At 77.9% G+C, this 12,020-nt stretch carries 6 protein-coding genes; 2 read left to right on the forward strand and 4 right to left on the reverse strand.

Annotation, left to right across the window (positions count from 1 at the left end; genetic code table 11):
- Positions 1-17 precede the first annotated feature (17 nt).
- Together AVW11_RS18215 and AVW11_RS18220 are read left to right on the forward strand one after the other, a co-directional pair.
- Entirely contained in the window at positions 18-2,717 is a 2,700-nt protein-coding gene (locus AVW11_RS18215) for a helix-turn-helix transcriptional regulator (protein WP_076044752.1), read from the forward strand.
- Between the two features lie 273 nt (positions 2,718-2,990).
- Complete coding sequence (locus AVW11_RS18220; protein ID WP_225884965.1) at positions 2,991-3,938, forward strand: polyprenyl synthetase family protein; 948 nt, start codon at positions 2,991-2,993, stop codon at positions 3,936-3,938.
- Positions 3,939-3,984: 46 nt separating this feature from the next.
- Here AVW11_RS18220 and AVW11_RS18225 read toward each other — a convergent pair whose 3' ends face one another.
- Genes AVW11_RS18225 through AVW11_RS18240 form a run of 4 tightly spaced genes read right to left on the reverse strand, consistent with a single transcriptional unit; the run spans position 3,985 to position 11,789 of the window.
- Positions 3,985-5,712 carry an AMP-binding protein gene (locus AVW11_RS18225; protein ID WP_076044754.1) on the reverse strand — a complete coding sequence of 576 codons (1,728 nt, stop codon included), beginning with the start codon at positions 5,710-5,712 and terminating at the stop codon, positions 3,985-3,987.
- A complete protein-coding gene (locus AVW11_RS18230) occupies positions 5,703-8,069 on the reverse strand; it encodes an ATP-binding protein (protein WP_143568863.1) in 2,367 nt (788 codons plus the stop codon). Before AVW11_RS18230 ends, AVW11_RS18225 begins: the two co-directional genes overlap by 10 nt.
- A gap of 10 nt (positions 8,070-8,079) precedes the next feature.
- Positions 8,080-10,779: an AfsR/SARP family transcriptional regulator gene (locus AVW11_RS18235; RefSeq protein ID WP_076044756.1), complete on the reverse strand. Its 2,700-nt coding sequence runs from the start codon at positions 10,777-10,779 to the stop codon at positions 8,080-8,082.
- 5 nt (positions 10,780-10,784) lie between these two features.
- Positions 10,785-11,789, reverse strand: a complete 1,005-nt coding sequence (locus tag AVW11_RS18240) for an AfsA-related hotdog domain-containing protein (RefSeq protein ID WP_060177622.1) — start codon at positions 11,787-11,789, stop codon at positions 10,785-10,787.
- Positions 11,790-12,020: the final 231 nt, after the last annotated feature.

The raw sequence follows: 12,020 nt of genomic DNA on the forward strand, positions 1-12,020 counted from the left end.
GCCCTGGGGGATATTTCATGCTGCCGTTCCGCCGTGCCGAGGAACTGTCCTTATTGGAAGCGCTGCTCGACGGCTGCGCCGAGGGAAATGCCGGATTGCTTCTCGTCGAGGGGGCGGTCGGCTGCGGAAAGAGCGAATTCCTCGAAACGGCGGCCGCCTACGCCGAGAACCGCGGCGCCCTCGTGCTGCGGGCCGGCGGCAGCGCGGCCGAACGCGGTCGCGCCCTCGGCGTCCTGCGCCGACTGGCCGCGGACGCGCCGCCCGGCGCACTGCCCGTGCCGTCGTCGCCGGACCGGGCCGAAGACCCCCTGGCCCTGCGGGACCTGGCCGTCGCCGTCCGCGCGCTGAGCGCCACCGCACCAGTGGTGATCTGCGTGGACGACCTGCACCACGTCGACGAGCCCTCCGGCCGCCACCTGCTCCACCTCGCGCACGCGACGCGCCGCGCCCCCGTCCTGCTGGTACTGGCGGCGTCCCCGCACGAACACGACGACCCGCTGCTGCGCACCGAACTGCTGCGACTGCCCCACTTCGTCCGCCTGCGCCTGCAGCGGCTCACGCCCGACGCCGTCCACGCCCTGCTTCCCGGCCGCACCGAGGCGGAGGCCGCCCTGCTCCACGAGGCCAGCGGCGGCAACCCGCTGCTGCTGCGCGCCCTGCTCCAGGACCCGCCGGGCCGACCCGGCGACGCCTACGCCCAAGCCGTCCTCGCCTGCCTGCACCGCTGCGGCCCCGCCACCCCCGAACTGGCCGACGCCATCGCCGTACTGGACGGCCTGGCCACGCCCGCGCACCTCGCACGGCTGAGCGGCACCGCCGAGACCGCCGCCGCCCGCGCCCTCACCGCCCTGGACGACGCCGGACTGCTCGCCCCCGCGGGGCGCCACGGGCTGCGCCACCCGGCCGCCCGGGCCGCCGTGCTGGACGGGATGGACCCCGCCGCCCGGTCGGCCCTGCACGCGCAGGCCGCCCGGCTGGCGCGGGCCGCGGGCGCACCCGACACCGAGGTCGCCGGACAGCTCCTCGCCGCACGCGACACCCGCCCGGAGTGGACCCTGCCCGTCCTGCGCTCCGCCGCGGACAGCCACGCGGCCGAGGGGGACACCGACCGGGCAGCGGCACTCCTGCGGCTCGCCCACGAGGCCTGCCCGGACGCCACCACCCGCGCCGAGGTGGACATCCGGCTCGGCGTCGTCCTCGGCCGCACCGACCCGGCCGCCGCCGAACACCGCCTGGCGGCCCCCCTGGCCGCCGCGGCCGCCGGACAGCTCGGACCGCGCGCCCTCGCCCCCCTCGCCAGGGCACTGGCCGCGCAGGGCCGCGTCGACGAGTCCGCCGACGTACTGGAACGCCTCGCGGCCGACGCCGCACGACGCGGCGCCGGCCCGGGCGGGGACCCGGGAGGCGACCCGCTGGACGGCCTGTCGGCGTTCCCCCGGTGGGCCGCAGGCCGCCGGCGCACCCCCGCGGAGCCCGGCACGCACCCGGCCCTCCGGCCCGCCGGGACCACCGTCCACCCGGCCGCCCTGTGGGCGCTCCCGGTCGAGGCGGAGGAGGGCTCCGCAGCCCGCTCCGCCGAACTGTTCCTGCGGGGCGCCACCCTCGCCGAGGGCACCGTGGAACCGGTGGCCCAGGCCCTGCGCACCCTGCTCCACCTCGACGGAGCGGCCCGGGCCCTGCCCTGGTGCGAGGAGTTCGCCCACCAGGCCGCCCGGCGCGGCGCCACCGGCTGGCTCGCCGTGTTCGCCGGACTCGCCGCCGAGGCCCGGCTGCGCCTGGGCGACCTGACGGGCGCCGCGGAAACAGCCGAAACGGCCCTCCGGGCGGCGCCCGCCCGGGGCACCAGCGTGCTGCTGAGCGCACTGGCGGGCACCCTGGCACGCGCGTACACCGCGCGGGGCCGGCCGGAGGAGGCGGCGGCCGCCCTGGCCCGGTCCGCGCCCGCGGAGCACGCGGGCGGCGTGCACGGCCTGGCGTACCTGCGCGCCAGGGGCCACCACGCCCTGGCGACGAGCCGCTTCCACGCGGCCCTGGGCGACTTCCTGGACATCGGCCGGTACGCGAAGCTGTGGGGCCTGGACCGGCCCCGCGTCCTGCCCTGGCGCACGGACGCGGCCGAGGCGCTGCTCCGGCTCGGCGAGGCGCAGCGGGCCGACCGCTTCCTCGCGGACCAGCTGACCACCCCGGACGCAGCCGACCCCTGGGTGCGCGGCACCTCCCTGCGGCTGCGGGCGTCCCTGCGCGGGCCCGGGGAGCGCCAGGCGATGCTGGCCAGGGCCGTCGACGACCTCCAGCACTCGGGGGACAAGTACGAACTGGCCCGCGCGATGGCCGACTTCGGGCAGGCGCTGCGCGAGGCCGGCGAACCGGCGCGGGCGGCCATGGTCCACCGCAAGGCCTGGCACCTCGCGAAGGCCTGCGGGGCCGACGCCCTGCGCGAGAGGATCCTCCCCGGCCACACCGAGGACCCCGCCGACGAGGCGGGCGGGACCGGGACCCCGGACGCCGGACTGGTGGCGAGCCTCAGCGAGTCGGAGCGGCGGGTGGCGCTGCTCGCGGTGCACGGCCACACCAACCGGGAGATCGCCAAGAAGCTGTACATCACCGTCAGCACGGTGGAACAGCACCTCACCCGGGTCTACCGCAAGCTGAACATCCCGGGCCGGCAGGGGCTGCCGGTCGACCTCGACCCCGCGGGCGTCACGCGGCCCGTCTGAGACCGGGCGGGGCAGGGCGGCGCGGCGCGGCGGCCGGGAGGGGCAGGCGGGGCGGGAGGGGTCGGTGGGGCGCAGGCGGGGTGGGAGGGGGGCCGGTGGGCCGCCATGGCAAGGTCATGGCAAGCCCGGCCCGCCCCGCCCGACCGTGACAGGCATCTGGCACGGACGCGACCGCCGCACCGCCCGTTCCCGCCTCGGAACGCCGAACGGGTGGCTTCCGCGCCCCGCGTCCGGGAAAGTCGGTCATGAGCCGTAGCCCGCAGGGAGGGCACCATGACCACAACACACGACCGGCCGTGGCGCACCGCGCCGCCCGGGGAGGTCCGCGACGCCATGCTCGACCGGGTCGAGGAGGAGCTCGCGAAGCTCCTCGCGCGGGAGCACCGCGTCCGGCGCACCTCCGATCCGCGCAGCGCCGTCCTGGTGATGGGGGTGGCCGAGCTGATCCAGGCCGGCGGCGAACGGGCCCGCCCCGCCATCTGCCTCACCGGATACCTCGCCGCCGGCGGCGACCCCGGCGCCGAGGACGCCCTCGCGGCGGCCGCCGCCCTCGAACTCCTCGACACCTGCTGGGTGATCCGCGCGGACGTACGCGACAACGCACCGCTGCGCCGCGGCATCCCGACCCTGCACATCAGCCACGCCGCCGAGCACGAGCGCAACGGCTGGCGCGGCGAGCCGCGCCGGTTCGGCGAGGGCACCGCCGTGCTCGCGGGGGACCTCACCCTCGCCTACGGGGACCGGCTCGCCGCCGGACTGCCGCCCGAGGCCCGCCTGTTGTGGGACGACCTGCGCGTCGAGCGCGCGATCGGCTCGCACATGGAGTCCGCCGCGGCCACCGAGTACCTCGACGACGCCTGGCCCGGGCAGTGCCTCGACGGCTGCGCCACCGGCTGCGGCGCGGGCTGGTACGGGCTGCGCCACGCACTGCTGATCGGCGCCGCGCTCGCGGGCCGCGACGACGTCCGCGAGGCCTACGAGGAGTACGCGCGAGCCCTGCACGCGGCCTGGCGGATCCGCGGCTTCCTCGGCGGGGGCCCGGGCTTCGACGGCGACGCGCAGTTCCTGCGCGACGTGTTCTTCGACGCCCAGGCGCGGGAACGGGCCGAGGAGACGATAGCGGCGCTCGTGGTCCGCGCCGACCGGGCCGTGGCCGGGGCGCGGATCGCCCCGGGGTGGCGCGACGAACTCGGCGCCCTCGCCCGCGAGATCGCCGGCTGACCCTGTCCCGTCGTCCGGGACGCCCCCGGCCCGCCGGCCGGCCCGGTCAGGTCGGGGTGGGTCGGGGGGCGCCCGGGCGCAGGCGGGTCAGCCAGCTGCGCAGGGCCTCCCGGCGGAGCCGGCCCCGGTCGTCGCGCGGCAGTGCCCCGACGATCTCCAGCCGGGTGGGGAGGAAGGCCTCCGCCACGCCCAGGGAGACCAGGTGCGCGCGGAGTTCGGCCGGTCCCGGCGGCCCGTCCTCGACGGCCGGGACCACGACGGCGCACGGCAGCTCACCGTGCTCCGGGTCGGTGTAGGCCACCACCGCCGCCTCCCGTACCCGGGGGTGGGCCAGCAGCCGTTCCTCCACCTCGGAGACCGGCACCATGAAGATCGCACCGGTCCGCGTGCCGGCCCGGGCCAGGACCCGGATCCCGCCGTCCCCGTCGGCCGCCGCCAGGTCGCCCGTGTCCAGCCAGCCGTCCCCGTGCTCCCAGGTCGCCACCGGCGCCGCGGCACCGTGCCGCCACGTGGCCAGGCAGACCGACGGGCCGCGCACCTCCAGCGCCGAACCCGCGTGGGCGGCCGACACCTCCAGCCCGCCCAGCGGCCGAACCCCGTCCCCGTCGCCGTCCCCGCTCCCGGAGAGCGCGCCCATGCCCAGCTCGGGAGCCCCCCACACGGAGAGCACCGGCACCCCGAACACCTCCCGCAGCTCCTCGGCGAGCGGCGCCGGCGTACTGGTGCGGCCCCCCGACAGCACCAGACGCAGCCCCCGCGCCGTCCGCGGCCGGCGGCGCTGCGCCGTCACCAGCTCCGCGAGATAGGCCGGTTCGGCGTACACCTGGTCCACCCCGGCCGCCGCCATCAGGTCCAGGCAACGGCCCGGATCCCACACGTCCTGGAACACCCCGGTCCCGCCGACGGCCAGCGGCCAGCACACGCTGTAGATCAAGGAGGCCAGCGAGGTGAGCGGCAGGGTGCTGAGGAAGACCTCGCCCGGCCGCCGCCCCGGCCCCTCGGGTGCGTGCTGCGCGGACACGTTGGCGTACAGGGTGTTGGGGGAGTGCAGCACCGAGGTGTACGCGTCCCGCAACCCCATCACGCTGATCAGCAGGGCGGGCCGGTCGGCCCGTCCGCCGCGCGGCCTGTCGCGCAGGCCCGCCGCGGTGCGCTCGTGCGCGGTCCGCCGGAAGTACGCCGTGAAGTCCACCGCTCCGGTCGCCGCCGCGTCCCCCACGACGACCCGGTGGCGCAGCCACGGCAGCCGCCCCGCCAGGTCCGCCAGGGCCTCGGCATGGGCGAAGCCCTCCCAGACGTCGGGCACCACACAGATCCGGGCCCGGGTGCCGTCCAGGATCCGGTGCAGGCCGCGGGCCCGTACGGTCGGCAGCACCGGCACCGCCACCGCGCCGACCCGCAGGCAGGCCAGGGTGAGGGCCGTGGTCTCCCACCAGTTCGGCAGCTGGTAGGCGACCGGATCGCCCGGCACGACCCCGAGGGACGACAGGGCGGCGGCGAACCGGTCCACGTACGCGGCGAGCTGGGCGTAGGTGACCGTGACCAGGCGCCGCCCGGCGGGCCGGTGGGCGCGCTCCGAGACGATCGCGGGACGCTGCGGCGCCCGGGCGGCCGTACGGTACAGGTCGTCCAGGAAGGTCTCCGCGCGCCACCAGCCGGCGGACCGGAACCGGTCCGCGACCTCGGCGGGCGGAGCCAGGTCCCGCAGCCGCCCGGAGGCGCGTCCCGGGCGGCCCGCGGTACGGGCGGCGCCCGCCGGGCCCGTCAGCTCCATCTCCCCACCGCCCCGGCCACCTGCACCCGCGACGAACAGCCCAGGCGGCGCATGACCTGCCGGACGTGGTTGACCACCGTCCACTCGGAGATGTCCAACCTGGCCGCTATCTGGCGATTCGTCATGCCTTCGGAGACCAGCAGTGCCACCTGGACCTGCCGCGGTGTGAGCGACTGGTCCTCCGGTGCCGGTCCGGTCGCCGCGCGGCGTGCGGGCGCCGGCGCCGACAGGGCCTCCGCCACCGCCTGCGGCGCGGTCATCCGCACCCCCTCCGCCCAGGCCACCGCGAAGTCCGTCCAGTCCAGGCGGGCGCTCAGATCGGTACGGGCCCGCTCGGCCGCCGAGCGCCACTCGTCGGCGACCGCGGCGCCCGTCTCGCCGCGCAGGGCGTCGGCCGCCGCCAGCAGCCGTACCGTGCGCGGCCGCTGGGCGGGCGCGGTGCGCATCAGCAGCAGCGCGAACTCCTCCAGCAGGCCCGGCAGTTCGGTCCGCTCGCCGACGGCGCCGTAGAGCCGCAGGCTCTCACGCAGCGCCCGGTCCGCCAGGGCCGGCTCGTCGCCGTCGAGGGCGAGCGCGGCCTCCGTGCGCAGCGCCCCCGCCAGAGCGCGGCCGTCCCGGATCCGCCGCAGCGCCTCCACCGCCCGCTCCAGCAGTTCCCGGGCCCGGCGCCGGTCTCCCTCGGCGCGCAGGACGCCCGCCAGGGAGGCGGCCGCCCCGGCCGCGCCCCCGGTGACGCCCATCGACTCCAGCGCGCTGAGCGCGGTCACGAGCACGGCCCGCGCTCCCGGCGGATCGCCGGCCTCCAGCAGGGCCGCGCCGAGGTGGGCGGAGACGAGGGCGTTCTGCCGCCGGTCGCCCACGCCCTTGCCCAGCGCGAGGGCGCGGCGGTGGCGGCGGACGGCCTCCTGCGGATCGCCCAGGGCGAGCGCGAAGACTCCGGACATGTCGGCGAGGCGGGCCCGCACGGCCTCCGGCAGCGCCGCACCGTCCGCGCCGTCGCACTCGTCGCACCACTCCAGGCCCTCCCGCAGCCGCCCCTGCGCCAGCCAGGGCAGGCGGCAGCCGAGCACCAGGGCGGCGGCCGCCTCGACCTCGCCCCGCTCGCGCAGCCGCCGCAGGGCCGCCGCCACGTTGGCGCCCTCGGCCGCCAGCTCCCGCAGGAGGTGGTCCTGACCCGTCCCCCCGAGCCCGGCCTGCGCGGAGCCCACCAGTGTCCGGTAGCGCTCGGCGTGCGCGTCCCGTGCGGCGTCCTCGCCGCCCGCCCGCGCCAGCGCGTCGCGTGCGTGGGAGCGTACGGGCTCGGAGACGGCCAGCCGCAGTTCCCCCTGCTCCTCACCCACCACGACGAGCAGGCCGCGGTCCATCAGGGTGTCCACGGCCGGTTCGGCCGACAGCCCCGCCGCCGCCAGACCGAAGCCCGGCTCGTACACGGCGAGCCGGTCCAGCAGGGCACGGGCCGGGGCGTCCAGGCCGCGGCAGCTCCATTCGGCGAGCGCGGCGAGCGAGCGGTGCCGTTCGGGGGCGCCGGCCGGCCCGCCGGACAGGACGGTCGTACGGTCCCGCAGCCGCACCGGCAGCAGGTGCGGGGGCAGCAGCCGCAGTCGGAGCGCGGCGAGTTCGACGGCGAGCGGCAGGCCGTCCAGCAGGGTGCAGACCTCGGCGACCGCCGCGGCGTTCTCCAGGGTGAGCGCGAAGGACGGGTCGGCGGCCCGGGCCCTGCGTACGAACAGCGCCACCGAGGCCACCTCCAGGAGTTCCTGGGGATCGGCCGCGGCCGCAGCCCCGGCCGGACCGCGCACGGGTCCCGGGACCGGCAGCGGGGCCAGCGGCAGCAGCAACTCCCCGTACACCCCCAGCGGTTCCACGGCCGTGGCCAGCACGACCACCCGCGGATCACCGGAGAGGGCCTCCAGGGCCGCGGCGGCGCCCGCCCGCGCCTCGTGGTCGCAGCCGTCGAGCAGCAGCAGGAACCGGCCGGGCTCCCCGGCCCACGCGGCCGGCGAACACGGCCCGGCCGGTGCGGCATGCCCGGCCTGCGAGGCCTGTCCGGCCGGTGCGGCCCGTTCCGCCTGTGCGGCCGGCGCGGCCGGATCATCCGGTTCGGTCAGGGCGGCCAGCGCCCGGTACGTGTCCGGCGCCGCGGCGTCGAGGACCTGCACGCGGCCGAACTCCCCGCCGATCTCCCGCATCACCTCCAGCGCCAGACGGCTCTTGCCCACCCCGGCCCGCCCGGTGACCGTCACCAGCCGGACCAGGGGGTCCCGCAGCCGCTCGCGCAGCATGGCCGCCTCGAGCTCCCGGCCGACGAGCTCCGTCACCGGGCCGAGCGATGCCGGCAGGGTGCCCATCGCGCTCATGGTGCTCCTTTCACAGGGGGTTGGCGGGGACGGCGGCCGGGTCGATGCGCCAGAGGCCGGGGCGGATCTCCACCGCCCGCGACGCCGGCCCGGAGCCGCCCCGCGGCGGCAGGCTCAGCGCGCGCAGCGAGCGCAGCGCGTACACCTCCAGCCGCTGGTCGCGCAGCGCCCCCGCAAGTTCCAGGCACTCGCCGAACCAGGCCCGGGCGCTCTCCCGGCCCTCCTGCGCCAGCGCCAGCAGCGCCCGCGCGCGGCTCGCCTCGTACCGGCCCCGGGTGCGGCCCGGCGCCGACAGGGCGGCGAGCGCGGGTTCCAGCAGCGCCGCGGCCTGCGCCGACTCCCCGGCGTCCAGCCGCAGTTCGGCCAGGCCCACCAGGGCGCGGGCGGCCTCCTCCTCGTCGCCGGCCTCCCGGGCCAGTTCGAGGGCGTCCGAGAACAGTTCGTCCGCCTGCTCCACGCGCCGGTACTGCCAGGCGAGTTCACCGAGCGAGCGCCGCATCCGCGCCTGCGCCGGACGGTCCGCGCAGCGCCGCGCCGCGTCCAGGGCCAGCGCGTACACGGCCTCCGCGTCGTCCGGCACCCACCCGGCCAAGGCGTCCGTCAGCCGTACGGTCAGCGCCCACAGCCCCGCCCCGTACGCGGTCCGGGCCAGGCGTACGAGCCCCCGCGCGCCCGTGTCGCAGACGCGTCCCGGCTCCGCCGCGCCGTCCGCGTACGCCCGGCACACGCGCTCCGCCGCCGCCCGCACCACCTCGGGCGGGTCCTCCAGCGCCAGCCGTTCCACCGCCAGCAGCCGCAGCAGCTCGGGGATGCGGCAGCCGTCCCGGTCCACGGCCACCAGCCGCTCGTCGGCCAGTGCCTCCAGGGCCGCGGACGCCTGCGGCTCGGTCAGGTCCAGGGCGGCCGCGGCCTGCCGGGCACCGAACCTGCCGGGCGGCAGCAGCGACAGCAGCCGAAACGCCCGCCGCTGCGGTTCGGGACAGGCCGCGTAGGCGTCGAGGAGGCGCGAGCGGACATCGACATCTCCCGTCCGCAGCACGTCCAGGCGTCCGCCCTCCTCGCGCAGCCGATCCGCCAGGACGGCGGCGGTCCAGTGCGGACGGGCGGCGAGCTGGGCGGCGGCGGTCCGCACGGCGAGCGGCAGCCGCCCGCACAGCTCGGCGATCTCGGCGACCGTGTCGGGACCGAGGCCCGGCCCGGCGTCCAGCGCGGCGGCGGACCCGAACGTCCCCGCGCGGCTCCCCGCACCACCGGTGAACAGCCCGACGAGCCGCTGCGCCTCGTCGCGGCGCCACGGTCCGAGCAGCACCGACCGCAGCCCGGGGAGCCCGGCGGGCACCCGGCGCGCCACCAGCAGCACCACCGCGCCGCGCAGGGCGGGCAGCAGGGGCCGCACCTCGGTCTCCGAGCCGACCCCGTCCAGGACCAGCAGCAGCCGGGGGGCCGCCGCGGCGCCGTCCGCGGGGGCGGCGGCGGTACCGCCGGCCGCGCGCACCAGCCGGTCCAGGACCGGCCCCGCGGCCGACGGCAGGCCGGGGCCGGCGCCGCCGCGCAGGTCCAGGAAGAGCCGGCCGTCGGGGAAGGCGTCGCCGACCCGGTGCGCGGCCTCCACGGCCAGCGCCGTCTTGCCCGCCCCCGGCATGCCCGTCACCGCCACGCAGCCGCCGGCCGGGGCGCCGCGCAGCAGCCGCTCCAGCTCGGCCAGTTCCTCGGTGCGGCCGGTGAAGCAGGGGTCGGCGGCGGGCAGCGCGCCGAGCGCCGCGGACCAGCCGGCGGCGGCCTCGACGGCGCCGGCTGCGCCCTCTGCGGTGTCCGCGACGGCCGCGGGCGGCCCGTCGTGACCGGGGTCCCGCCCGGCCGAGCCCGCCGAGCCCGCCGTCCCGGCGGACGGACCGGCGGACGGACCAGCGGCCCGGCCCCCGGCGCGCGCCAATGCCGGGTCGCCCTCCAGAATGCGCCGCTGGAGCCGGCTCGACGACGGCCCCGGCTCGATCCCGAGCTCCTCGACGAGGGTCTGCCGCAGCGTCGTGAACACCCGCAGGGCCTCGGCCTGCCGCCCGCACCGGTACAGCGCCACCATCAGGTGGGTGTGGAACTCCTCGTGCATCCGGTGCTCGGCAACCAACTCCTGGAGTTCGGCGACCAGTTCGCGGTGCAGCCCGAGGTGCAGCTCGGCCCGGATCCGCTCGTCGAGGGCGCTGGTGCGCGCCTCGGCCAGCCGGACGGCGGCGCCCTCCAGCACCGGCCCGTGCGGGGTGTCCGACAGCAGCGGCCCGCGCCACAGCGCCAGCGCCCGCCGGTGCAGATCGGCCGCGCCGGCGAAGTCCGAGGTCTGCAGGGCCTGGTGGCCGCGCCGGTACAGGTCCTCGAAGACCAGGGCGTCCAGGGCGTCCGCACCGACCCGCAGCAGGTACCCCGGGCGGCGGGTGGCCAGGGCCTCGCGGCCGTTGTCCGGGTCGGCGCTCTGCAAGGTCTTGCGCAGGTGGGACACGTACACCTGGAGCGTGGTCGTCGCGGTGCGCGGCGGCGCGTCCGGCCAGAGCTCGTCGATGAGGCTCTCCACCGACACGACCTCGTTCGCGCGGATCAGCAGCGTGCCGAGGACCACCCGCAGCTTGGCGGCCTGCGGAGCGTACGAGTGCTCCCGGCGGCCGTCCGAGGGGGCCGCGGCGCCGGTGACCTCCAGCGGGCCCAGGATCCCGAAGCGCATGGTGCTCAGTGGTCCTGCACCACGGTCGTACGGGCCTCGGCCACCGCACGCCGCCGCTGGGTCAGGGTGAGCGTGACCGCGACGGCCGGGCGTCCCTCGTCGTCGTGCCCCAGCGGGCCGGCCACCGCCGTGCAGCGCAGCGGCAGTTCACGCTCCGCGGGGCCGCGGAAGTGGATCTGGCAGGCGCCGAGCGTGCTGTGCGCGGAGCTCAGCCCGTGCGCGCGGCCCGCGGCGACCAGCGAGGTCTGGCGCAGCGCCTCCAGCAGGTGCAGGCCGGAGTACTGGCCGTCCTCGCCGGTGAACACCGCGCTGACGGGGGTGGGGAGCAGCCAGGTGCTCAGCCGGCCCCGCGAGACGTCGGTCGGCTCGCTGATCACGATGTTCTCGGGCGCGTAGCGGCCCGCCTCGGCGGAGCCGGCCGGGCGCAGCGGACCGTCCGGCGCGTCGTCGATCTCCGGCGCGGCCTGCAGGGCGCGCCGGGAGTGCTCCACGTGCTTGCGGTACAGCTTCGGCATGAGGAAGACCAGCCCGGCCGCGCCCGTCGCGCACGGACGTCCGTCGATGGTCACCTGGAGGTGGAAGTCGAGCCCGCGCGGCACCTCGGCCACCACGTTCGCCGGGCGGGCCCGGATGTGGGTGGCCAGCGGCACGGGGCGGGGGCCGCCCGGGTCGGTGCGCCAGGCGGAGAGGTCGGTGAAGTCGAGGGTGAAGCGGTAGAACAGGCCCGGCCGGTCGTCGGGGACGCCGAAGTAGCGGTGGCCGACGAACTCGCCGATCTCGCGGACCGTCTCGGTCGCGATCTGCAGGTCGTGGAAGCGGCCCGGGCCGTCGTTGAAGAGCGGGTGGGTGACGGGAGTCGCGCCGACGAGGGTGAAGTTCTCCTCGCCCAGGCTGGGTGCGTCGAGGGCGTAGTACGCCCGCGAGGGCGGGCGGTGGATCAGGTGCTGGGTGCCCGCGGTCGCATGTCCATGGATGGTGGGGGGCGAGGTCGTGCCGTTGTCGACTGTCATGTCCCTCTCCTTCTCTGCAGACATGGTGGGGCGGCCGCGGAGCGGGCGGCCAGCCGGAGCCGGTGTCAGCAAAGTGCATGGCAGGAACTCGTCCGGCCCGCCGGCCCCGCCGGAAGGCGGGCTTTAGCGGCCTCCATGCCGCGCCGGGGAACGTAGGTCCGGCCGGGGCCCCGCCCCCTCAAGGGGCGTCCCCCACCCTCCGGGCGGGGCCCTCGTACCCGTGTTCCACAG

The sequence above is a fragment of the Streptomyces amritsarensis genome (assembly GCF_001953875.1).
GTDB classification, from domain to species: Bacteria; Actinomycetota; Actinomycetes; order Streptomycetales; family Streptomycetaceae; genus Streptomyces; species Streptomyces amritsarensis.

What these genes read in the sequence shown, in the direction of transcription:
- AVW11_RS18215 (WP_076044752.1), top strand. Translation starts at nt 18, where the DNA reads ATGCTGCCGTTCCGCCGTGCCGAGGAACTGTCCTTATTGGAAGCGCTG.
- AVW11_RS18220 (WP_225884965.1), top strand. Translation starts at nt 2,991, where the DNA reads ATGACCACAACACACGACCGGCCGTGGCGCACCGCGCCGCCCGGGGAG.
- AVW11_RS18225 (WP_076044754.1), bottom strand. Translation starts at nt 5,712, where the DNA reads ATGGAGCTGACGGGCCCGGCGGGCGCCGCCCGTACCGCGGGCCGCCCG.
- AVW11_RS18230 (WP_143568863.1), bottom strand. Translation starts at nt 8,069, where the DNA reads ATGAGCGCGATGGGCACCCTGCCGGCATCGCTCGGCCCGGTGACGGAG.
- AVW11_RS18235 (WP_076044756.1), bottom strand. Translation starts at nt 10,779, where the DNA reads ATGCGCTTCGGGATCCTGGGCCCGCTGGAGGTCACCGGCGCCGCGGCC.
- AVW11_RS18240 (WP_060177622.1), bottom strand. Translation starts at nt 11,789, where the DNA reads ATGACAGTCGACAACGGCACGACCTCGCCCCCCACCATCCATGGACAT.